Annotated in this window: 25 protein-coding genes and 1 tRNA gene; 12 read left to right on the top strand and 14 right to left on the bottom strand. The window is 60.7% G+C overall.

Going from position 1 to position 20,278, the window contains the following annotated elements; all coding sequences use genetic code 11:
- Positions 1-42 precede the first annotated feature (42 nt).
- Positions 43-216, top strand: coding sequence for a DUF4406 domain-containing protein (locus ASE80_RS27900; RefSeq protein WP_236708872.1), 174 nt, complete (start codon positions 43-45; stop codon positions 214-216).
- A 16-nt stretch (positions 217-232) separates the two neighbouring features.
- On the opposite strand, the gene ASE80_RS27895 is transcribed toward ASE80_RS27900, so the two are convergent.
- Positions 233-802: a hypothetical protein gene (locus ASE80_RS27895; protein WP_056861741.1), complete on the bottom strand. Its 570-nt coding sequence runs from the start codon at positions 800-802 to the stop codon at positions 233-235.
- On the opposite strand from ASE80_RS27895, the gene ASE80_RS27890 reads away from it, so the two are divergent.
- On the top strand, positions 792-1,433 hold the full coding sequence (locus ASE80_RS27890; protein WP_056861740.1) for a hypothetical protein: 642 nt from the start codon (positions 792-794) through the stop codon (positions 1,431-1,433). The genes ASE80_RS27895 and ASE80_RS27890 overlap by 11 nt on opposite strands.
- Before the next feature lie 96 nt (positions 1,434-1,529).
- Here the strand turns inward: ASE80_RS27890 and ASE80_RS31580 are convergent, their stop codons facing one another.
- Both ASE80_RS31580 and ASE80_RS27880 read right to left on the bottom strand, forming a co-directional pair.
- A complete protein-coding gene (locus ASE80_RS31580) occupies positions 1,530-2,186 on the bottom strand; it encodes a DUF4145 domain-containing protein (RefSeq protein WP_082463690.1) in 657 nt (218 codons plus the stop codon).
- Positions 2,187-2,351: 165 nt separating this feature from the next.
- Entirely contained in the window at positions 2,352-2,594 is a 243-nt protein-coding gene (locus ASE80_RS27880; protein ID WP_056861738.1) for a hypothetical protein, read from the bottom strand.
- Positions 2,595-2,724: 130 nt separating this feature from the next.
- Here ASE80_RS27880 and ASE80_RS27875 point away from each other — a divergent pair, with 130 nt between their 5' ends.
- Genes ASE80_RS27875 through ASE80_RS27860 form a run of 4 tightly spaced genes read left to right on the top strand, consistent with a single transcriptional unit; the run spans position 2,725 to position 4,527 of the window.
- A complete protein-coding gene (locus ASE80_RS27875; protein WP_056861737.1) occupies positions 2,725-2,973 on the top strand; it encodes a hypothetical protein in 249 nt (82 codons plus the stop codon).
- Between the two features lie 36 nt (positions 2,974-3,009).
- Positions 3,010-3,231, top strand: a complete 222-nt coding sequence (locus ASE80_RS27870; RefSeq protein WP_056861736.1) for a hypothetical protein — start codon at positions 3,010-3,012, stop codon at positions 3,229-3,231.
- 2 nt (positions 3,232-3,233) lie between these two features.
- Positions 3,234-3,476, top strand: coding sequence for a DUF4224 domain-containing protein (locus ASE80_RS27865; protein WP_056861735.1), 243 nt, complete (start codon positions 3,234-3,236; stop codon positions 3,474-3,476).
- Between the two features lies 1 nt (position 3,477).
- Positions 3,478-4,527, top strand: coding sequence for a tyrosine-type recombinase/integrase (locus tag ASE80_RS27860; protein WP_056861734.1), 1,050 nt, complete (start codon positions 3,478-3,480; stop codon positions 4,525-4,527).
- A 116-nt stretch (positions 4,528-4,643) separates the two neighbouring features.
- On the opposite strand, the gene ASE80_RS27855 is transcribed toward ASE80_RS27860, so the two are convergent.
- A tRNA-Ser gene (locus ASE80_RS27855) sits at positions 4,644-4,734 on the bottom strand.
- A 152-nt stretch (positions 4,735-4,886) separates the two neighbouring features.
- Between ASE80_RS27855 and ASE80_RS27850 the strand changes: the two genes are divergently transcribed.
- A complete protein-coding gene (locus ASE80_RS27850; protein ID WP_056861733.1) occupies positions 4,887-5,558 on the top strand; it encodes a Bax inhibitor-1/YccA family protein in 672 nt (223 codons plus the stop codon).
- Between the two features lie 72 nt (positions 5,559-5,630).
- Here the strand turns inward: ASE80_RS27850 and murB are convergent, their stop codons facing one another.
- The 8 genes from murB to ASE80_RS27810 form a co-directional block, all read right to left on the bottom strand.
- Complete coding sequence (murB, locus tag ASE80_RS27845) at positions 5,631-6,650, bottom strand: UDP-N-acetylmuramate dehydrogenase (RefSeq protein ID WP_056861732.1); 1,020 nt, start codon at positions 6,648-6,650, stop codon at positions 5,631-5,633.
- Positions 6,647-7,111 carry a low molecular weight protein-tyrosine-phosphatase gene (locus ASE80_RS27840; RefSeq protein ID WP_056861731.1) on the bottom strand — a complete coding sequence of 155 codons (465 nt, stop codon included), beginning with the start codon at positions 7,109-7,111 and terminating at the stop codon, positions 6,647-6,649. Before ASE80_RS27840 ends, murB begins: the two co-directional genes overlap by 4 nt.
- A complete protein-coding gene (kdsB, locus tag ASE80_RS27835; protein WP_056861730.1) occupies positions 7,111-7,875 on the bottom strand; it encodes a 3-deoxy-manno-octulosonate cytidylyltransferase in 765 nt (254 codons plus the stop codon). Before kdsB ends, ASE80_RS27840 begins: the two co-directional genes overlap by 1 nt.
- Positions 7,872-8,057: a Trm112 family protein gene (locus ASE80_RS27830; protein ID WP_003174668.1), complete on the bottom strand. Its 186-nt coding sequence runs from the start codon at positions 8,055-8,057 to the stop codon at positions 7,872-7,874. The genes kdsB and ASE80_RS27830 overlap by 4 nt, the downstream gene beginning before the upstream one ends.
- Before the next feature lie 23 nt (positions 8,058-8,080).
- Positions 8,081-9,091: a tetraacyldisaccharide 4'-kinase gene (gene lpxK, locus ASE80_RS27825; protein WP_056861729.1), complete on the bottom strand. Its 1,011-nt coding sequence runs from the start codon at positions 9,089-9,091 to the stop codon at positions 8,081-8,083.
- Complete coding sequence (locus ASE80_RS27820) at positions 9,091-9,519, bottom strand: ExbD/TolR family protein (protein WP_056861728.1); 429 nt, start codon at positions 9,517-9,519, stop codon at positions 9,091-9,093. The genes lpxK and ASE80_RS27820 overlap by 1 nt, the downstream gene beginning before the upstream one ends.
- Entirely contained in the window at positions 9,516-10,151 is a 636-nt protein-coding gene (locus tag ASE80_RS27815; RefSeq protein ID WP_016969293.1) for a MotA/TolQ/ExbB proton channel family protein, read from the bottom strand. The genes ASE80_RS27820 and ASE80_RS27815 overlap by 4 nt, the downstream gene beginning before the upstream one ends.
- 109 nt (positions 10,152-10,260) lie before the next feature.
- The gene (locus tag ASE80_RS27810) at positions 10,261-12,486 is read right to left on the bottom strand and encodes a DNA internalization-related competence protein ComEC/Rec2 (RefSeq protein WP_056861727.1); all 2,226 of its coding nucleotides are present in this window, start codon (positions 12,484-12,486) and stop codon (positions 10,261-10,263) included.
- Between the two features lie 134 nt (positions 12,487-12,620).
- Here ASE80_RS27810 and ASE80_RS27805 point away from each other — a divergent pair, with 134 nt between their 5' ends.
- The gene (locus tag ASE80_RS27805) at positions 12,621-13,136 is read left to right on the top strand and encodes a DUF2062 domain-containing protein (protein WP_056861726.1); all 516 of its coding nucleotides are present in this window, start codon (positions 12,621-12,623) and stop codon (positions 13,134-13,136) included.
- A 3-nt stretch (positions 13,137-13,139) separates the two neighbouring features.
- Here ASE80_RS27805 and ASE80_RS27800 read toward each other — a convergent pair whose 3' ends face one another.
- A complete protein-coding gene (locus ASE80_RS27800) occupies positions 13,140-14,498 on the bottom strand; it encodes a sensor histidine kinase (RefSeq protein WP_056861725.1) in 1,359 nt (452 codons plus the stop codon).
- Complete coding sequence (locus ASE80_RS27795; protein ID WP_056861724.1) at positions 14,485-15,210, bottom strand: response regulator transcription factor; 726 nt, start codon at positions 15,208-15,210, stop codon at positions 14,485-14,487. The genes ASE80_RS27800 and ASE80_RS27795 overlap by 14 nt, the downstream gene beginning before the upstream one ends.
- Before the next feature lie 231 nt (positions 15,211-15,441).
- Here ASE80_RS27795 and ASE80_RS27790 point away from each other — a divergent pair, with 231 nt between their 5' ends.
- The 4 genes from ASE80_RS27790 to ASE80_RS27775 all read left to right on the top strand — a co-directional run bounded on the left by ASE80_RS27790 (position 15,442) and on the right by ASE80_RS27775 (position 20,273).
- On the top strand, positions 15,442-18,195 hold the full coding sequence (locus tag ASE80_RS27790) for a response regulator (protein ID WP_056861723.1): 2,754 nt from the start codon (positions 15,442-15,444) through the stop codon (positions 18,193-18,195).
- A gap of 178 nt (positions 18,196-18,373) precedes the next feature.
- A complete protein-coding gene (locus tag ASE80_RS27785) occupies positions 18,374-19,363 on the top strand; it encodes a 2-hydroxyacid dehydrogenase (RefSeq protein ID WP_056861722.1) in 990 nt (329 codons plus the stop codon).
- A gap of 71 nt (positions 19,364-19,434) precedes the next feature.
- Positions 19,435-19,875, top strand: coding sequence for a hypothetical protein (locus tag ASE80_RS27780; protein ID WP_056861721.1), 441 nt, complete (start codon positions 19,435-19,437; stop codon positions 19,873-19,875).
- Positions 19,872-20,273, top strand: a complete 402-nt coding sequence (locus ASE80_RS27775) for an META domain-containing protein (protein ID WP_056861720.1) — start codon at positions 19,872-19,874, stop codon at positions 20,271-20,273. Before ASE80_RS27780 ends, ASE80_RS27775 begins: the two co-directional genes overlap by 4 nt.
- The last annotated feature ends 5 nt before the right edge of the window (positions 20,274-20,278 follow it).

Raw genomic sequence — 20,278 nt, 5'->3', positions numbered from 1 at the left:
ATGCCTAACGAGAAACGCCAAACGATCTAACTCAGCGGCCCCATGACCGGCCTGCCCGGCCTCAACTTCGCCGCCTTCCACGCCATGACCTCCAACCTGCGCGCCGGCGGCCACACCGTCACCAACCCCGCCGAACTAAACCCCGACGGAGGTACCTGGAACGACTGCATGCGCCGCGACATTGTGACGTTTCAGCCTTCCAATCGGTTGATCTAAACTATCACGCTGCTTATTACGGATAATCGTTAATTGTTTGTTTTACCTGACCCTGGCCCTGGTCGGAGCGAAGATAACTTACTGAAGGTATGCTTGATTTCGCTCCTTCCAACATTTGCATTAACGGGCTACCAATAATGCCCTCCTTATTTCCAATCACCAATATTGTTACAGTTTCACCTGGCAACAACCTCGAAAACTCTATTCGGGCGTGATCGAACAAAATTGGTTCTTTGTCCGTAGTGATCACATTAGCTACAGCAGGCATCACAACTACACGATCACCAAGCCTAACATTCAAGCCAAGTTCGACATTGGTTGCGTTCCCCCGACCAGTATTCTTAAGGGTATATGTACCGTTTGAAAGTTTTGCCTTTAACGCACTACCAGAGCCTGAAACCATAAGATCAGGCGCCGTATAGAAGCTAGTGAGCAGCGGAAAAGAAATCACCATTTGAGTAACGCTAACAGCGATTGCTACCCATGCAACAAACAGCGGCGAGCTCAATGATTTAGGGAGACTTTTGAAGCCCATATTTGCAAAACACCAATTTAATTCGAGGAATTTTTCATCAATGGCAAGCATACAAGAAAGATCCATTCTTTTCTCGGCGCCGATGGTGCGCGCCATCCTCGAAGGCAGAAAGACAGTCACGCGGCGGGCAGTTAAAGGCTCCGGCCTAAACTTCCTCGCCGACTTCACGCCTGAATACGTCGCCCTGCCAGAGAATCACTTCTGCCCCCACGGCAAGCCCGGCGACAGGCTGTGGGTGCGAGAAGCGTGGGCGCGGGTCGGTATTGCCCAGGCACCGGATCAGCAGTGGGTGGTTTATCGGGAGAGCGACAACCGAACCGACTACGGCGGTCCATGGAAACCCAGCATCCACATGCCCCGCTGGGCCAGCCGCATCCTGCTGGAGATCACCGACGTGCGCGTCGAGCGGTTGCAGGACATCAGCGACGAGCAGGCGCAGGCCGAGGGAATAATCCCGGTACCGAAAACCAAGGAAGGCTCACATCAGTTCTGGCGTGACTACCACCTTAGCGGCGACGGCACTTTCTGCGTGCGCACTCCCAAGGAGTCGTTCAAGTCGCTCTGGTGTCACGTCGCCGGCGGCTCATTCCCAAAAGGCGAGGCTGCGTACAAGGCATCGCCGCATAGCTGGGACGCCAACCCGTGGGTCTGGGTGGTCGAGTTCAAGCGGGTGACGCCATGATCGCCACCCTCTGGTTCGCCTACGTCTTCATCTACAAGGGGCCAAGTCCATGATTAACGGCAACCATGCAAAAACTTTTGCGTTGCACAACCCCTCTCATATATCTCTCCTCTTGATTTCAGGCGTCAAGGCGCGAATTGAGTCCAACTCTTTTTCTTCAGTAATGCAGTGTCGAGTGGCAATATTTAGCAAAGTAAAAAGGGACAGGGCAACTTCAGGAGTGTCATTAAGATTTAAAGTACCAGGATGAACGGATTCATTTCCAAAAATACGGATAGTATCAAACGCCTTCAAAACTCTTGAGGGAAGACCTTTTTCAACCAGCTCTCCAATCTGTTTGTGAATATCTCCTTTCTTTCCAAGTAGCTCTTGGCACAGCTTTTGAACGCAAAGCCTAAGCAAAGCGGCAGATGCGCGCGGCGAGTATTTATATACTTGGCGTGCCTCTTCAAAGTCAACCTTTATACTATCTGGCATATCCGCCTCAGCCATGGGGGCGATGCATGCGTCTGGATAAATAAGCTTATCCTTCGGATTCAAGAGAGTTCCTAGCGTTTTCGTTGCCGAGTTAGATTTATCCTCTCCCAACCAGACACTCGGCTGTTTGCAGCCATGACAAACGGAAAGACTTACCGGCGAATACTCATTTGGAGTCAGCAGTAGGTGATTCCATTTCATAGCTGAAAAGGTACCGCAACGAGGGCAGGTAAAGCTGTCCGAGCGATATACCGGCGCTGTGTAGTTACGACTCATAATTCTATTCTCGTAGATTTAACCCTTGAATCTTAGAGAGTTCTTGAGAGTTCAGCCAGACGTATATCGAAATAGTGGTTTTGGGCCGTTAACCTCAGATCGTGTAATTGTTGTGTCGGTACTCCGCCCATTTTAATCCCCCTACATGCCTGCCGGTGAGCTACATCAAGGCAGCTGGCTGTCGACCCATCGCTCAGCAGCAGACACCGCGTCATCAATGGCGGCCGGGTAGTCGGGCCAGGGTCCCGTCAGTTCGGCAGCGACTTCACCAAGGCCATGGATGGGCGCCTGCTCAATAATCTTAGCAGCGACCGGAGCATCGTCATTTGGGCGCCGCCAGACGAATTTGAGAAACATCGTTTGGCCGCGGTAAGCGTGCGCAATTGGCGCATCTAGTTGATGAGGCACGCGCCCTCCTGGCGACTGGGTGGGTTAAAAACCCGTTTTACACCAATCCATACAACACAGAAATCTAGGCATAACGCCACTACTCCATCCCCCTACATGCCTGCCAGTGAGCGGCGGGCGAGGTATTCCTATGTCCGAATTAACCTACGAACAGAAACTGGTCGATTACGCGACAGCGCCGAAAGCCACTGCGGGAATCATCAGCCAGATCGAGAATGGCCACTTCGTCAATCACTGGTGCGGAAAGCTGCGCGGTGAGTTCGTGCAAACCGGACTCACCTGGAAGGCATCCACTAAGCAGCAGGCGCTGGAATCAGCGCGACTGTTCCGGCAGCAATGCTGGGACGAAGCAAAAGCCAAAGGCCTTCTCCCCGTCTAACCCACCTTCTGCCGCCCAGCGCGGCAAGGACACCCCATGTTCGCAACAAAACTCACCCTGATCATGCTGGGCCTGGTGCTGTACGTTTCAGCCAGCATCTGCTGGTTCTTCTGGATCGGCCCCGGCCTGCTCATGGATGGCGAAACGGCCGACCTCATCGGCGCCTTTGCCGGCACCTGCACCTGGTTGCTGATCACCTTCAGCCTGGTCATTCAGATCATCAAGACAGCGCGGCCCGCGGCGGCCGGCCGGAGGTAGGTATGCAAGCAGAGATCCTGTCGGACGATGAGCTCGCCGACCTGACTGGTTACAAGCACCGTTCGCACCAGCGCAAGTGGCTGAAAGACCGGAACTGGGTGTTCATCGAGAGCCGTGGCGGCCGGCCGCTGGTTGGCCGGATGTTCGCCCGCATGAAGCTGGGCATGGTGAACGCCACAATCGCAGACCCTAACCCTCCGCCGGCGCGCCAGCCTTGGACGCCTGACTTCTCCAAGGTGAACTGATATGCGCCCCCGAAACACGGAAAACAGGGACTTGCCGCCAGGAATGGTACGCCGTAAGCGCCCAAGGAAAAATGGCAAGGTCTGGATCGGCTACTACTATCGTGACTCTGCGGGAAAAGAGATTCCGCTTGGAACTGACCTGAGCAAAGCCCGGCTGAAGTGGGCCGAACTGGAGGCCAAAGAAAAGCCGGCCGACCTGACAAAAATGAAGGGCATCTTCGACCGATATGTGCGCGACGTCATCCCAAAAAAGGGGGAGCGAACACAGAAGGACAACATGGCCGAACTGAAGCAGCTTCGTCCTACGTTTGATGAGGCGCCCATCGACTCAATCACGCCGTTCAACATCGCCGGTTACCGTGATGCCCGCTCAGCGAAGGTTCGTGCCAACCGCGAGATCGCGCTCCTGTCCCACGTTTTCAACATGGCCAGGGAGTGGGGGCTCACGGAGCGGGAGAACCCTTGCCAGGGCATCAGAAAGAACAAGGAGGCGCCGCGCGATTACTACGCCAACGCGGCTGTCTGGGATGCCGTCTACGCGGTCGCCGAACAAGAACTCAAGGAAGCCATGGACCTGGGCTATTTGACCGGGCAGCGGCCTGCTGACGTGTTGATCATGCGTAGTGACGATACCGAGGGTGACTTCTTCCTGGTGACACAGGGCAAGACCGGGCAGAAGCTCCGAATCCTGATGCGTACCGATGCAGGGGAAAATAGCTTGGGGAGATTGGTCAGGGAGATTGGTGAAAGGAATGTCGGGCATCCATCCAGGTACCTGTTGATCAACAGACACGGAAAGCGGATGACGAAGGGGATGTTGCGCTTGCGCTGGGACAGGGCGCGAGAGAAAGCAAAGCAGAACGCCATCGAACAAGGCGACCCGCTGCTCGCGGCCAAGATTGGAGGGTTTCAGTTCCGCGACATCCGGCCAAAGGCCGCGTCGGAGATCATCGATATCGGGGATGCCAGCCTGCTGCTCGGCCACAGCAAACAGGAGATCACCAAGCGGGTTTACAGGAGGATCGGTGCGACCGCGAAACCGTCCAAATAGGCAAAGTTTCGGAACTCCTACCCGAAAGTTTCGGAACTCCTGCTGTTTGCCCAACCTCGCCGACCAAACCCCAGAAACGCAAAAGCCCCGCAATCGCGGGGCTTTCGTGTAAATCTTGGCGGGAAACCAGGGATTCGAACCCTGGAGACGCTATTAACGTCCGCCGGTTTTCAAGACCGGTGCATTCAACCACTCTGCCAATTTCCCTTTTGCTTCACAGGATTATAGTAGCCCATCCCGTGTCAGCGGGCGCCATAATACCCGAATGAAACACACTGTCAAACTCTTGCCATGGCTTGTTACAGAGCGTCTGTTATGATCCTTGCGACTGAATGTTTCAAAACTGAAGGAGTGTCGCCATGCGCGAACAGAATTACGCACTGAATGGTAACGCGCAGGCTGAGCAGCTTGAAGTCAGCCGCGTGTTGCGCAACACCTACGGCTTGCTCGCCCTTACCCTCGCGTTCAGCGGCGTAATGGCGTATGTGGCGCAGCAGATGCGCGTCGGCTACCCGAATATCTTTGTCGTGTTGATCGGTTTCTACGGTCTGTTCTTCCTGACCAACAAACTGCGTGACTCGGCCTGGGGCCTGGTGTCGGCGTTTGCCTTGACCGGTTTCATGGGCTTTATCCTTGGCCCGATCCTCAACCGTTACCTCGGCATGGCCGGCGGCGCGGAAGTGGTCAGTTCGGCATTTGCCATGACTGCCCTGGTGTTTGGTGGTCTGTCGGCCTATGTGCTGATCAGCCGTAAGGACATGAGCTTTCTGGGTGGCTTCATTACCGCAGGCTTCTTCGTGTTGCTGGCTGCAGTGGTTGCCGGCATGTTCTTCCAGATCAGCGGCTTGCAGCTGGCGATCAGCGCAGGTTTTGTGCTGTTCTCCTCCGTGTGCATCCTGTTCCAGACCAGCGCCATCATCCACGGCGGTGAGCGTAACTACATCATGGCGACCATCAGCCTGTATGTATCGATCTACAACCTGTTCATCAGCCTGTTGCAGATCTTCGGCATCATGGGCCGTGATGACTGATTGCTGACGCAATAAAAAATGCCCCGTATCGAAAGATACGGGGCATTTTTGTTTTCACGGAAATGCTGGCGTTCAGTACCGGTTGGGTTCCATTTCCAGATCGACCTTGAAACGTTCGGCAATATCACGCTGGATGCGCAGCGCCAGGTTGGCAATGTCGTGCCCGGTGGCCGCGCCATAGTTGACCAGCACCAGTGCCTGCAGTTTATGCACGCCGGCATCGCCGTCGCGAAAGCCCTTCCAGCCGGCTTTATCGATCAGCCAGCCAGCGGCGAGCTTCATCTGCCCATCGGCCTGCGGGTAGGCCACCAGGTCCGGATACTGCGCCTTCAGCTCAGCCGCCAACACCTGGGATACCAGTGGGTTTTTGAAAAAGCTGCCGGCATTGCCGAGTTCTGCCGGGTCGGGCAGTTTTTCGCGGCGTATGCTGCAAATGGCACGGCTGACATCGCTCGGCGTCGCCTCAGTGATGCCCTGCCCGGCCAGGCGCTGCTGCACCGGGCCGTAGTCGAGCTTGAGGTGGCTGGCGCGGCTCAGGGCGAAACGCACGCGCAGGATCAGCCAGCGTCCGGTTTCGTGCTTGAACAGGCTGTCGCGGTAGGCGAAGTTGCATTCTTGCAGGCTGAAGTCGCGCAGCTCGCCGGTGTGGCGATCCAGCGCGGTGAGGCCGGCAAACACGTCCTTGATCTCCACGCCGTAGGCGCCGATGTTCTGCATCGGCGCAGCACCGACGGTGCCGGGGATAAGGCTGAGGTTCTCCAGGCCGCAGAAGCCGTGTTCCAACGTCCACAGTACAAAAGGATGCCAGGCTTCGCCCGCTTCGGCCTCGACCACCACGTGCACGCCATCATCCTGCAGCACCCGAATGCCCTGGGTGGCCATGCGCAATACCAACGCCTGGATATCCTGGGTCAACAGCAGGTTGCTGCCACCGCCGATCACCAACAGCGGTAATGACTGCGCCGCCGCATAGGCCAGGGCTTCACGCACATCGGCGTCGCTACGGGCCTCGGCAAACCACTGGGCGCGCACATCGATGCCGAAACTGTTGAATGGCTTGAGCGATACCTGCGCAAGCACTTGCAAGGTCATAACCGCCCCTTCAATTCGATCACCAATAAATCACAGGCCCGCTCGATCAGGTCCAGGACCCGCTCGAAGCCTTGCTCACCTTCGTAGTAAGGGTCTGGCACTTCGTCCACTTCGGCGTCATAGCGACGCAGGAACAAGTCCAGCTCGGCCTTGCCTTGGCCTGGGTGCAACGCCTTGAGGTTGCGCAGGTTGCTGTGGTCCATGGCCAGGATCAGGTCATATCGAGCAAAGTCTGCACGGGAAACCTGCTGGGCACGCTGGGCCGACAAGTCGTAACCGCGTACCAGCGCCGCACGCTGGCTGCGCTGGTCCGGCGGGTTGCCGACATGCCATTCACCCGTGCCGGCAGACGCCACTTCAACCTGGCCGGCCAACCCCGCTTCGCGCAGTTTATGGCGCAACACACCTTCGGCGGTGGGCGAGCGGCAGATATTGCCCAGGCAGACGAACAGAACCTCCATCAGGCCCCCAGCAAGCGACGGACGCGCTCAAGGTCTTCCTGGGTGTCGACACCGGCCGGCGGCGCTTCCAGCGCGTCGCCCACATGGATGCGCACGCCGTGCCACAGGGCACGCAACTGTTCCAGGGACTCGGTATTTTCCAGCCAGCACGGCCCCCAACTGACGAAGTCATGCAGGAAACCGGCGCGGTAGGCATAGATGCCGATATGGCGACGGTACGGCACGCTCTCGGGCAAGACGCCGGGCTGTTTGGCGAACGCATCACGCGCCCAAGGCAGGGTCGAGCGGCTGAAAGTCAGCGCAAGGCCATTGATATCGCTCACCACTTTGACCACGTTCGGGTTGAACAGGGTATCGATGTCTTCGATGGGTTCGGCCAGGGTGGCCATGCGCGCTTCGCCATGGGCGGCCAGGTTGGCGGCGACCTGATCGATCACACAGGGCGGGATCAGCGGTTCGTCACCTTGCACATTGACCACAATCGCATCAGGCGCCAGCCCCAGTTGCGTGGCGACTTCGGCCAGGCGGTCGGTGCCGGAGTTATGGTCTTCCCGGGTCAGCACCGCTTCAGCGCCGAAACCTTTGCAGGCCTCGATAATGCGCGGGTCATCGGTGGCAACCACCACGCGCTCGGCGCTGCTTTTGCAAGCCTGCTCCCACACCAGCTGGATCATCGGCTTGTTGCCGATCAGTTGCAGCGGCTTGCCCGGCAGGCGCGTGGAGGCGTAGCGCGAAGGAATGACAACGGTAAAGGCGGTGGTCATTTATCCAGGCGCTCATCGGTGGTCAGGGTACGGGCTTCGCTTTCCAGCATTACCGGGATGCCATCACGGATCGGGTAAGCCAGGCCGGCACCCTTGCTGATCAACTCGGTTTTGTCGGCGCTGAGCTTGAGCGGGCCTTTGCAGATTGGGCAAGCGAGGATGTCGAGCAGTTTGGTGTCCATGAGTATTTCCTGGAAAAAGCGGTTTAAGGCAAAAGTCGGGCGGGTAGCAGGCGCATCAATTGCGTGTCGAACCAGGCCACAAACGCCGGTGACGGCAGCGCATCCACTGCAAGGTACCACCAGTCGGGCTGGGCGAAGGCGCGGCACTTCACCGCGTCCTTTTCGGTCATCACCAACGGCAATGACGGTGTGAAATTCAACACCTCTGCGCTGTAGGGCGCATGGTCGGCAAACGCATGGGGAATCGGCTGCCAGTGTAGCGTTTCGAGGGTATTGAAGAAACGTTGCGGGTTACCGATACCCGCGACGGCATGGACCCGCTGGCCGGCGGCAAAATGCTCGACCGATCGGCGCTCACCGGTTTTCAAGTTGATCAGCGCCGTGGGTTGCAGGCGAAAGGCAAACCCGTCCTCGCGATCGGCCCCGGCGCCGTTGTACAACAGCGCATCCACGCTGTGCAGGCGCTCCACCGGTTCGCGCAAAGGCCCGGCAGGCAGGCAACGGCGGTTGCCCAGGCCACGGGCGGCATCGATCAGCACCAGTTCCAGGTCGCGGGCCAGGCGGTAATGCTGCAGGCCATCGTCGGAGAGGATCAGGTCCAGGGGCTCACTGGCCAGCAAGGCTTTGACGGCGCGGCTGCGGTCTGGATCGATCATCAGGGGTACGCCGCAACGCTGAACGATCAGCAACGGCTCATCGCCCGCTACTTCAGCGCTATGGCTGGCCTCGACCCGCCACGGCAACTGCGGCGGCTTGGCACCGTAGCCGCGGCTGACCACGCCGACCCGCAGGCCGCTGCGCCGGCAGTGTTCGATCAGCCACAGGATCAACGGCGTCTTGCCCGTGCCCCCAACGGTGATATTGCCCACCACCACCACAGGCACCGGCGATTGATAAATCTCACCCTCGCCCGCCAGGAAGCGCGCGCGTTTGCGCTGCACAACACGACGGTACAAAGCTTCCAGCGGCCGCAGCAGCGCGAGTGCCGCGTGGCCCTCGTACCACGCCTTGAGCAAACGATCGGACAAGGCCATCAGGGCGGGCTCGCCGCCTCGACGGTGGTCATGCGCAGATGGCTGAAGCCCAGCTTTCCGGCGGCGTCCATCGCAGTGATCACGGCTTGATGCTGGGTTTTACCATCAGCACTGATGGAGAGCGGCAGGTTGGTATCGCCGTCGGACTCTTTCTCCAGCGCCGCCATCAGGCTGGCAAGGTCATTTTTTTCGAGCAATTGGTTATTCACCGAAAACACCCCGTCGGCACTGATGGCAATGTCCAACTGCTTGGTTTGCTGGTCTTCGGCCGGTGAGCCACTGACTGCTTCGGGTAAATCAACCCGCAGTTGGGTTTCGCGGGTGAAGGTAGTCGTCACGACAAAAAACAGCAGCAGGATAAAGACCACGTCGATCAGCGACGCCAGGTTGATATCAACATTCTCCCGTTGCTTGCGGCGAAATTTCACGCTCGGCCCTCAACGAAATCGACATCACGATCGCCCTGCACCACTTCCACCAGCTTGATGGCTTCCTGTTCCATGCCGACCACCAGTTCATCGATGCGACGCTGCAGGAAACGGTGGAAAAACACCGACGGAATACCGACCATCAGGCCCGCTGCCGTGGTGATCAAGGCCTTGGAAATACCACCGGCCAGGACGGCGGCGTTGGTGGTCATGCCCGAGCCCATGAACGAGCTGAAAATGTCGATCATGCCCAGCACCGTACCCAACAGGCCAAGCAAAGGCGCCATGGCCGCGATGGTGCCGAGTGCATTGATATAGCGCTCCATTTCATGGATGACGCGGGCAGCGGCCTCTTCGATGCATTCTTTCATGATCTCGCGACCATGCTTCGAATTGGCGAGCCCCGCTGCAAGGATTTCACCCAACGGCGAGTTGGCGCGCAACTCCTTGAGTTTTTCTTTATCCAGCTGTTTGTTCTTGATCCAGCCCCACACCTGCCCCAGCAGATGCTCGGGGGTTATGCGGCTGGCGCGCAGGGTCCACAAACGTTCGGCAACGATGCCGAGTGCGGCGATGGAGCTCAAGATAATCGGCAACATCATCCAGCCGCCGGATTTGACCAATTCCCACACAGTGAATGTCCCCTCGAAAAAGTGCGCCACTTTACCATATAGGTTCACCCGCGTGGTTCGCAGGCGCCAGGCCCGCCTGTCGCGGGCCCGGGTGTTTGGTAAGCCTGTATTACGGTAACGCTTCGCGCCAGAAGCGCCGTTGACTGCGCGCAACAACCGGTGCTCTAAAACCGCCCAGTTGCACACGCACCGCACCTTGCTCGGCGCTGTCGTAGACGTGGCTGCCCAGCGCCTGGTAACGCGCCATCACCTGGGAATGGGGATGCCCGAAGGCGTTGCCACGACCACGGGAAATCAGCACCGCCTTGGGCGCAAGCCGCTGCAAAAACGCCCAGGACGAGGAGCTGCGGCTGCCATGGTGCGGCGCTTGCAGCCAATCGGTCGGCAGCGCCAAGGGCGAAGCGAGAAAGGCGTTTTCGGCCGCCTCATCAATATCGCCCGTCAGTAGCAACCGCTCGCCACGGGCCTGTACCTGCAAGACGCAGGATTTCGGATTGCTGCTGGTGGCGCCAGGCCATTGCCACAACTCAAATGACACGCCATCCCACTCCCAGCGCTCGCCACTGTTACAGGGTTGGGCCGCGAGCAAGGCCGGCAGCCCTTCGGTCTCTCCGCCGATAACCCGCCCGACGGGCAGCACACGGGCAACCGCTGCGGCACCGCCGGCATGGTCAGCGTGGGCGTGGCTGATGACCATCGCATCCAACGCCGCCGCCCCAAGCTTTTGCAGGGATGGCAGCACCACGCGCGCGCCCAGGTCAACCGCCCCCGAGCGTGGGCCTGCGTCGTAGAGCATGGCGTGATGGCGCGTGCGCAGGATCACCGCCAGCCCCTGGCCGATATCCAATTGCACCACCTCGACCTGCCCGTGCGGCACCAGTGTCTTGGGCGGGAAAACCGCCAACAGCAGCATCGGCCAGCCCAGCAGCCGCAATGGCACGCCTTTGGGCAAGAGCAAGAGCACCGCGCCCGTGACGCTGATCAACCAATAACCCAACGGCACGTCGGCGGGCACCCACGCTGCGCGCAGCCCGGCCAGCAGCGCCAAGCCTGTGAACAGGCCATCCAGTGCACCACCGGCCAGCCACAACAGGCCCTCTCCCACCCACGGCACCGCCAACAGTGCGGTGCCCAGCAGTGCCAACGGCAGCACCACCAGGCTGATCCACGGCACGGCAAACAGATTGGCCACCGGCGCGCTGAGGCTGATGGGCAAACCCAGCACCAGCAACACCGGAAACAACCCAATGGCGATCAGCCATTGGGGCCGGGTCCACGCCTGCCAGACGCTCCACGCGCCCAAACGCCCGCTGAACGCCAGCACCAGCACGGCCACGGCGGCAAACGACAACCAGAACCCCGGTTGCAAACTGGCCAGCGGCTCCAGCACCAGCACGGCATTGAACGCCAGTAATAACGGCCACCACACACCCAGGTGGCGAAACCGCAAACGCCACAGCAGCACCAACCCGACCATCACGCAGGCCCGTTGCACCGGCACACCGAACCCCGCCAGCAGGCCATACCCCAGCGCGGCAGTAAATGCCAGGCCGCAGGCCCACGGCAGCCAGGGCAAGGCGCGGGGCCAGCAACCGTAGCGCGCCAGCCCGGCCACCAGCGCGTAGATCAAACCGGCCAGCAAGCCAATGTGCTGGCCGGAAATCACCAGCAGGTGCACCGTGCCGGTGTCCTGCAACACCCGCCAATCCTCGGTTGCCAACCCCGAGCCGTCGCCCAGCACCAAGGCCGCCAGCCCCGCCTCGCGGCCCTGAGCATCCACCGCCAGCAGGCGTTGGCGGACGCTGTCACGCCAGGCATGGCGGGCCGGCGCCAGGCGCTGGCCATCTTTCACCGAGCCGGTGGCGCCGATGCGCTGGGCCAGCAGCCAGGCCTCGTAGTCAAACCCCTGAAAATTGAGCAGGCCCGCCGGCCGCTTGAGCGTAACCGCCAGACGCCAGCGCTCGCCGCTGTTAACCTGCGGGCCGCCATGCCAGGACAGGCGGATACGCTTGGGCAGCCGGGCCTTGCGTGACCGGCTGTCGGCCAGTTCGAAGCGCACGCCGGTGCCGGTGGTTTGCGGCAAGCCAATGACGCGCCCCTCAATCCAACGGGTCTGACCGTCCAGAGCCGGCCTTAGCCGGTCGTCCAACGCCCATTGCGCGCTCATGCACGCCAAGCTCACGCCCAACAGCAAAAACGCCAGCGGGTAGGTACGAAACGGCAGCAACATCAAGGCCGCTACCAACATGGCCAGCAGCCATGCGGTGGCCGGCAGTGCGGGTAAAAATCGCAGCGACAATAAGCCAAGTCCGAACGCGAACATTCCTGTTCTCATGAATCATCCTTTTCCAGTGATCCACTAGTCTTAGTCGGATACTTCCCGCGGCCTCTGATGTTTTGTCACAAAGTCTGAATTTTCTGTTTATAGAATGCGGGCATACTTGCCCCTCGAACTGACCTGGACCCCTTATGCCCCGGCGCTTATTCAAACGGTACATGCCCGACCCCACGAGTATCCGGGAACACAAGTCCTTACGATTTCTCGGCACGTTGCTGCATGACCCCAACCTCTGGCACCTAAACCGCCATTCCGTCGCACGCGCCATGGCAGTGGGCCTGTTCGCCGCGTTTATTCCGATTCCATTGCAGATGTTATTGGCGGCGGTCCTGGCGATCGCCGTGCGCGGGAATATGCCGATTGCCGTGAGCCTGGTATGGCTGACCAACCCAATCACCATGCCGGTGGTGTTCTTCTGCACCTACCTGACCGGCGCGTGGCTGATGAACACGCCGCCGCGCAGCCTGCCCGACAACCTGACCTGGGAGTGGATCAGCAGCCAGCTGGGCACGCTGTGGCAGCCGTTCCTGTTGGGTTCGGTGGTGTGCGGGCTGGTGTTGGCCGCGTTGGCCTATTGCCTGACGATGGGCTACTGGCGCTGGTGGGTCGCGCACCAGTGGAAGAAGCGCAAACAACGACGTGGCTGACGGTTAGCGCGCCGGCAGCCGCAGGTGCACGCACAAACCCTGCGCGGTGTTTTGCGCCCACAACGCCCCGCCCTGGCGCTGTACGGCATTGCGCGCGATGCTCAAGCCCAGGCCAAAACCGCCATCACCCGGCCGAGAGCCTTCAAGGCGGGTGAACGGCGCAAAGATACGTTCCAGGTCCTGCTCATCAATACCGCCGCCCTGGTCTTGCAGCCAGATATGCCAATCATCGCCCTCGCGACAGCCGTCCAGTGTCACCTGCCCCTGGGCGGGCGAATGCCGGATGGCATTGCGCAGAATATTTTCCAGGGCCTGGGCCAGCGCATTCAGGTTGCCGCGCACCCAACAATCGGCGGGCAACAGGCATGGCAGACGCGCTGCTGGCCAATCACTTTCATAACAGGCGTTTTCCCGCAGCATGTCCCACAAGGCCTGAAGCTGGATGGCTTCCTCGGGTAACGGCGTTCGCTCGCTGTCCAGCCAGGCCAGTTGCAGGCTGTCTTCCACCAAGCGCTGCATGGCGTCGATCTCCCGGCCCAGGCGCTCGCGCAACCGCGCTAGATCCTGCTCACTGTCACAGGCCACGCGCAAGCGACTCAACGGCGTGCGCAATTCATGGGACATGTCCCGCAATAACTGTTGCTGCAACTCTACCGTGCCCTGCAAACGCTCGGACATGTGGTCGAAGGCGCGGCCCAGCTCCCCCAATTCATCCTGGCGGCTGGTGGCCTCGCGGGACATGCGCGTATTCAATTGATCGGCGCGCCAGGCGTTGGCCTGCTCGCGCAACTGGTTCAGCGGCATGATTAACAGCCGATAAAGCCCCACGCACAACAGCAAGGTAAACAGGCCGGGGATCACACCGTTGGTCACCACGCGCCAGAACATCTGATAGCGCCCCGGCATAAAGCGCTGGGGCAATTCGATCACCAGCGAGCCGGCGCCAGGGTCGACCGGGAACGGGATTTTCACCCAGGGCAGGCCTTTGACGTGCCGGCTGACCGGCCACTCCAGCCCGCGCAGAAACGTCAGGCGCTGGCTTTCCTTGTCGCTCAGCGGCAAGCTGCTCAGCGACTGCAGGTTGTTGCCGATTACCCCGATCCAGGTGGATTCGCGCTTGGCCATCAGTCGCAACCAGGCGTCCACGCCAGCACTGCCCTGGGTACTCCAGGCCAATTCCGCGCCTGCGGCATAGCCGCGCAAAATCTCGCGGGACTCCTCGGCCACATAGGCGTTCTGCTCTTCCATGTAGCGGCCCCAGGACCAACTGAGCCAGATCATCAGCAAACAGAAGGCGATCAGCAGGCAGGCGAGCTTCCAGAATAACGAGTGCCGGCCGGGCAGCCGCTCAAAGCCCTTCATCATGACCGCTCAGCACATAACCCTTGCCCCACACCGTGCGCACTTCGCGCTCGCTGTAGCCGATGGCCTTGAGCTTGCGGCGGATCTGGCTGATATGCATGTCCAGGCTGCGGTCGTGGGGCGCATAGCCGCGCTGCAACACATGCTGGTAAAGGAAGGCTTTGCTGAGCACTTCATCGGCGCTACGGTGCAAGGTCTCGAGCAGGCGGTACTCGCTGCGCGTTAGCCCGGCCCAACGCTCTTGAAAGAACACGTCGTACAGCTCATCGTCAAAACGCAGGCTGCGTGCATCGTCGCGTGCCGGTAAACGCAGCGGCAACGGCCGCCGGTCCAGGGCCACGCGGCGCAGGATGGCTTCAATGCGCACGCGCAGTTCGACCATGCTGAACGGCTTGGGCAGGTAGTCATCCGCGCCCAGGCGAAAACCGCTGATGCGATCGGCTTCGGCGCCCAGCGCAGACATGAGGATGACCGGCGTCGCATGGTGCTGGCGCAAATGGGTAAGAATCGACAAACCGTCCATGCCCGGCAGCAGGATGTCCATCAACACTACGTCGAACGCTTGGTCACGTGCCATCTGCAGGCCCTGTTGGCCGTTCTGGCACCAGGTGACCTGAAAGCCACAGCGGCCCAGGTGCTCATTCACATAGGCGCCCAATACCGGGTCGTCTTCAATGGTCAGGATACTGGGTAGGCCAACTGCGGGATTCATTAGCGTCTGCAAGTCATTCTCAATCGCTGATTATTCAAGATTAAACGGTGACAGGCAATCGCCACCCGGCTGCCGATGCCTCGAAGATTGCGCTCGGCGATTGAAGTCGGAGATTGACGTCGATCATTAATTTGCGAGGTTCCATACCGCGCAAATGGCTACACTGCGCAGGTGGCGTGGGCCGGATGCCCGCGCAGATCATCGAAAACAGTGTGGTAGCAGGAGAGTGGCGTGCTTAGAAGAATGGGGATAAAAGGCCGCGTACTGTTGCTGACCTTATTACCGACCAGCCTGATGGCCCTGTTGTTGGGGGGCTATTTCACCTGGATGCAGCTGTCGGAGTTGCAGACCCAATTGCTGCAACGCGGCGAAATGATCGCCGAGCAACTGGCGCCGCTGGTGGCCCCGGCGTTGAGCAGCAAGAATACCGACTTGCTCGAACGCATCGCCACCCAATCGCTGGAGCAGCCGGATGTGCGCGCGGTGTCGTTCCTCGCACCGGACCGCTCGTCCCTGGCCCACGCCGGCCCGACCATGCTTAACCTCGCGCCGGTCGGCAACAGTTCGCACCTGCTGCAGCGCAGCGGCAATGACGCCACGCGCTACCTGCTGCCGGTGTTTGGGCGCCATCGCAACCTCGCTGGCGAATTGATCCCTGACGAGTCCGACCGCCTGCTGGGTTGGGTCGAAGTGGAGCTGTCGCACAATGGCATGTTGCTGCGCGGTTATCGCAGCCTGTTTGCCAGCCTGCTGCTGATCGCCATCGGCCTGATCTGCACGGCTGCCCTGGCATTGCGCATCAGCCGCACGATCAACTCGCCCATCGGCCAGATCAAGCAAGCCGTGGCCCAACTCAAGGACGGCAACCTCGAAACCCGCCTGCCACCCTTGGGCAGCCAGGAACTGGACCAATTGGCCTCGGGCATCAACCGCATGGCCGAAACCCTGCAAAATGCCCAGGAAGAGCTGCAACACAGCATCGATCAGGCCACCGAAGACGTGCGCCAGAACCTGGAAACCATCGAGATCCAGAACATCGAGCTGGACCTGGCGCGCAAGGAGGCCCTGGAGGCCAGCCGGATCAAGTCGGAGTTCCTGGCCAACATGAGCCATGAAATCCGCACGCCGCTCAACGGCATCCTGGGCTTCACTCACCTGCTGCAAAAAAGCGAGCTGTCGCCGCGCCAGCTGGATTACCTGGGCACCATCGAAAAATCCGCCGACAACCTGCTGGGCATCATTAACGAGATCCTCGACTTCTCGAAAATCGAAGCCGGCAAGCTGGTCCTCGACAGTGTGCCCTTCAACCTGCGCGATTTACTGCAAGACACCCTCACGATCCTCGCCCCCGCCGCCCATGCCAAACAGCTCGAGCTGGTGAGCCTGGTGTACCGCGACACGCCGCTGGCGCTGGTGGGCGACCCGTTGCGGCTCAAGCAGATCCTGACCAACCTGATCAGCAACGCGATCAAGTTCACCCGCGAAGGCACTATCGTTGCCCGCGCGATGGTCGAGGACGAACAGGAAGACAGCGTGCAACTGCGCATCAGTGTGCAAGACACCGGCATAGGCCTGTCGAACCAGGACGTGCGTGCGCTGTTCCAGGCCTTCAGCCAGGCCGACAACTCGCTGTCCCGCCAACCCGGCGGCACCGGCCTGGGCCTGGTGATTTCCAAACGGCTGATCGAGCAGATGGGCGGCGAGATCGGCGTCGACAGCACACCGGGCGAAGGCTCGGAGTTCTGGATCAGCCTGAGCCTGCCCAAGACCCGCGACGACGCCGAAGACCTGCCCTCCCCGCCGCTGCTCGGGCGTCGTGTGGCCGTGCTGGAAAACCACGAGCTGGCGCGCCAGGCCTTGCAACACCAACTGGAAGATTGCGGCCTGGAAGTGACACCGTTCAATACTCTGGAAAGCCTCACCAACGGCATCACCAGCGCACACCAGACTGAACAGGCAATCGACCTGGCGGTACTCGGCGTCACCGCCAATGACATACCGCCCGAACGCCTCAACCAGCATTTATGGGACCTGGAACACCTGGGCTGCAAGGTGCTGGTACTGTGCCCGACCACCGAACAGATGCTGTTCAACCAATCGGTGCCCAACCCCAACAGCCAGTTGCAGGCCAAACCTGCGTGCACGCGCAAACTGCGCCGCGCACTGGCCGACTTGATCAGCCCGCGCCCATTGCGCAGCGAACCCGGCGAACCGCTGTCCAGCCGAGCGCCGCGCGTACTTTGCGTGGACGACAACCCGGCCAACCTGTTGCTGGTGCAGACCTTGCTTGAAGACATGGGCGCCAAGGTGCAGGCGGTCGAAAGCGGTTATGCGGCTATTGACGCGGTGAAGCAGGAAACCTTCGATCTGGTGCTGATGGACGTACAAATGCCCGGCATGGACGGGCGCCAAAGCACCGAGGAGATCCGCCAGTGGGAAAGCGAGCGCCATGGCACGCCGCTGCCGGTGGTCGCGCTCACCGCCCACGCCATGGCCAACGAAAAACGCGCACTGCTGCAAAGCGGTATGGACGACTACCTGACCAAACCCATCAGCGAGCGGCAGTTGGCCCAAGTGGTGTTGAAGTGGACCGGCCTGGCCCTGCGCAATCAAGGCCCGGAGCGCGCGACTGACGGTTTGGCACCCGGCGTGCAACTGTTGGTACTCGATCATGAGGAAGGCCTGCGCCTGGCGGCCAACAAAGCCGACCTGGCCGCCGACATGCTTGCGATGCTGCTGGCTTCGCTGGAAGCCGATCGCCTGGCGATCACCGCCGCCCGTGAAGCCAAAGACAACAATGCGCTGATCGAACGCGTGCACCGCCTGCATGGCGCCACCCGCTACTGCGGCGTGCCGCAATTGCGCGCCGCCTGCCAGCGCGCGGAAACCTTGCTCAAGCAAGACGACGCCAAGGCCATCGCCGCACTGGACGAACTGGACATGGCGATTGCACGGCTGGCCAGTGAAGCGCGGGTCAGCGCCTGAATCCTCTCCAGGCTTGTGTAGAGCTGGCTTGTGTGGGAGCTGGCTTGCCTGCGATAGCATCAACTGGGTGTACCTGATGTACCGAGTTGCCCGCATCGCAGGCAAGCCAGCTCCCACAAAAAAGCCCGGTGCCCACATCGGCCTACCTAAAACTCAGTGACTGCAGGGAGCATTTTTAATGCGCGTCATTCTTTTCAGCAGCCAGACCTACGACCGCGACAGCTTTCTCGGCGAGCCGCTGCCGGCAGGTGTCGAGCTGCAATTCCAACCCGCCCGCCTGAACCTCGACACCGTGGCCCTGGCCGAACACCACGAAGTGGTCTGCGCCTTTATCAACGATGACCTCAGCGCGCCCGTGCTGGAACACCTGGCCGCCGGTGGCACGCGCCTGATTGCCTTGCGCTCGGCCGGTTACAACCATGTCGACCTGGCCGCCGCCCAGCGCCTGGGCCTGAGTGTCGTGCGCGTACCCGCCTACTCGCCCCACGCGGTGGCAGAGCACGCCGTCGCCTTGATCCTGGCCCTCAACCGTCGACTGCATCGCGCCTATAACCGCACCCGCGACGGAGATTTCAGCCTGCACGGCCTCACCGGTTTCGATCTGATCGGCAAAACCGTCGGCGTGGTCGGCACCGGGCAGATCGGCGCCACCTTTGCCAGGATCATGGCCGGGTTCGGCTGCCAGTTGCTCGCCTGCGACCCGTTCCCCAATCCGCAGGTCCAGGCCCTGGGTGCCCGCTATGTAGACCTGCCAGAGCTATTGGCCCAGGCACAGATCATCAGCCTGCACTGCCCGCTGACCGCCCACAGCAAACACCTGATCAACGCCCGTTCCCTGGCCCAGATGCAACCTGGCGCCATGCTGATCAACACCGGACGCGGTGGCCTGGTGGACACGCCTGCGCTGATCGAAGCCCTCAAGAACGGCCAACTCGGCTACCTGGGCCTGGATGTGTATGAGGAAGAGGCCCAGTTGTTTTTCGAGGATCGCTCCGACCTGCCGCTGCAAGACGACGTACTCGCACGCCTGCTGACCTTCCCCAACGTGATCATCACTGCCCACCAGGCGTTCCTCACCCGTGAAGCGCTGGCGGCAATCGCAGCCACCACGCTGGCCAACATTGCCGCGTGGGCCGATGGCCAGCCGCAGAACCTGGTGCAAGGTTGATCAGCGGTCACATACCAGGCCCATGATAGGCCGGCACCCGTGATAGGATGCCGCGCCTATTTGGAGGATCCATGGCCGAACACGATTTCCGCTTCAGCTTGCTGAGCCCGCAACACACCCTGATCGAATGCCGCGCCCTGGTGCCGGGCCGTTACCAGGTCACCGGCAACGGTGGTTCGATCAAGCATGGCGACGTCTTGATCGTCACCCTGCGCGGCAGTAAAACCCTGTCGATGCGCCTGACCGTCGAAGGTGACGCGCGCTATTCCATCCGCCCGGCGGGCCAGTGGGTCGCGATGGCCCTGGGGCCGAAATTCGGCGAGCTGGAAATTCACACCTGGAAGGTCAACTGCGACAGCTGCGACAGCCTGCTGGAGTTTGAATTCGCGGTGGAAACCAAGCTGGCCAAAGAGCCGCTACCACCGGCCGCCAATGCGCGCATCAAGGAACTGGGTTGGGCCAGCGAAGGCGACAAGCACCGTTGCCCGAAATGCCAGCAGGCTGCGCAATGAAAGGCCTGCTGCTCGCCGCTCTCGGTGTAGCCCTGACGGGCTGCGCCGCTGACGCGGTCAAGCTGCAGCAAGACCACAGCTACGTGGTGGAGTGGATTGGTGAGCGGCCATTGATGGATTACGCGCACCTGACCGTCACCCTCGGCGCCGATGGCCGCGCCTACGGCAATGGCGGCTGCAACCACTGGTTTGCACCGTACACCGTCGAAGGCCGGACGCTCAGTTTCGGCAAGATCGGCAGCACCCGCAAACTCTGCGCCGAAGCCTTGATGGAGCAGGAACAGCGCTTCTTCCAGGCCCTGCAAGGTGTGCAGCGCTGGGATATCTCACCGATCGAGCAAACCCGCTTCTGGCCGGCTGAAGGCAAGCCGATCCGCCTGTGGCTGGAAGAAGGCTGATCCAA

The organism is Pseudomonas sp. Leaf15 (assembly GCF_001421425.1).
Classification (GTDB): domain Bacteria; phylum Pseudomonadota; class Gammaproteobacteria; order Pseudomonadales; family Pseudomonadaceae; genus Aquipseudomonas; species Aquipseudomonas salomonii.
This window is presented reverse-complemented; position numbering and strand designations above follow the sequence as displayed.

Bases quoted from the DNA above. Each gene is read 5' to 3' on its own strand.
- ASE80_RS27900 (WP_236708872.1), top strand. From the start codon at position 43: ATGACCGGCCTGCCCGGCCTCAACTTCGCCGCCTTCCACGCCATGACC.
- ASE80_RS27890 (WP_056861740.1), top strand. From the start codon at position 792: ATGGCAAGCATACAAGAAAGATCCATTCTTTTCTCGGCGCCGATGGTG.
- ASE80_RS27895 (WP_056861741.1), bottom strand. From the start codon at position 802: ATGCTTGCCATTGATGAAAAATTCCTCGAATTAAATTGGTGTTTTGCA.
- ASE80_RS31580 (WP_082463690.1), bottom strand. From the start codon at position 2,186: ATGAGTCGTAACTACACAGCGCCGGTATATCGCTCGGACAGCTTTACC.
- ASE80_RS27875 (WP_056861737.1), top strand. From the start codon at position 2,725: ATGTCCGAATTAACCTACGAACAGAAACTGGTCGATTACGCGACAGCG.
- ASE80_RS27870 (WP_056861736.1), top strand. From the start codon at position 3,010: ATGTTCGCAACAAAACTCACCCTGATCATGCTGGGCCTGGTGCTGTAC.
- ASE80_RS27865 (WP_056861735.1), top strand. From the start codon at position 3,234: ATGCAAGCAGAGATCCTGTCGGACGATGAGCTCGCCGACCTGACTGGT.
- ASE80_RS27860 (WP_056861734.1), top strand. From the start codon at position 3,478: ATGCGCCCCCGAAACACGGAAAACAGGGACTTGCCGCCAGGAATGGTA.
- ASE80_RS27850 (WP_056861733.1), top strand. From the start codon at position 4,887: ATGCGCGAACAGAATTACGCACTGAATGGTAACGCGCAGGCTGAGCAG.
- murB (WP_056861732.1), bottom strand. From the start codon at position 6,650: ATGACCTTGCAAGTGCTTGCGCAGGTATCGCTCAAGCCATTCAACAGT.
- ASE80_RS27840 (WP_056861731.1), bottom strand. From the start codon at position 7,111: ATGGAGGTTCTGTTCGTCTGCCTGGGCAATATCTGCCGCTCGCCCACC.
- kdsB (WP_056861730.1), bottom strand. From the start codon at position 7,875: ATGACCACCGCCTTTACCGTTGTCATTCCTTCGCGCTACGCCTCCACG.
- ASE80_RS27830 (WP_003174668.1), bottom strand. From the start codon at position 8,057: ATGGACACCAAACTGCTCGACATCCTCGCTTGCCCAATCTGCAAAGGC.
- lpxK (WP_056861729.1), bottom strand. From the start codon at position 9,091: ATGGCCTTGTCCGATCGTTTGCTCAAGGCGTGGTACGAGGGCCACGCG.
- ASE80_RS27810 (WP_056861727.1), bottom strand. From the start codon at position 12,486: ATGAGAACAGGAATGTTCGCGTTCGGACTTGGCTTATTGTCGCTGCGA.
- ASE80_RS27805 (WP_056861726.1), top strand. From the start codon at position 12,621: ATGCCCCGGCGCTTATTCAAACGGTACATGCCCGACCCCACGAGTATC.
- ASE80_RS27800 (WP_056861725.1), bottom strand. From the start codon at position 14,498: ATGAAGGGCTTTGAGCGGCTGCCCGGCCGGCACTCGTTATTCTGGAAG.
- ASE80_RS27795 (WP_056861724.1), bottom strand. From the start codon at position 15,210: ATGAATCCCGCAGTTGGCCTACCCAGTATCCTGACCATTGAAGACGAC.
- ASE80_RS27785 (WP_056861722.1), top strand. From the start codon at position 18,374: ATGCGCGTCATTCTTTTCAGCAGCCAGACCTACGACCGCGACAGCTTT.
- ASE80_RS27780 (WP_056861721.1), top strand. From the start codon at position 19,435: ATGGCCGAACACGATTTCCGCTTCAGCTTGCTGAGCCCGCAACACACC.
- ASE80_RS27775 (WP_056861720.1), top strand. From the start codon at position 19,872: ATGAAAGGCCTGCTGCTCGCCGCTCTCGGTGTAGCCCTGACGGGCTGC.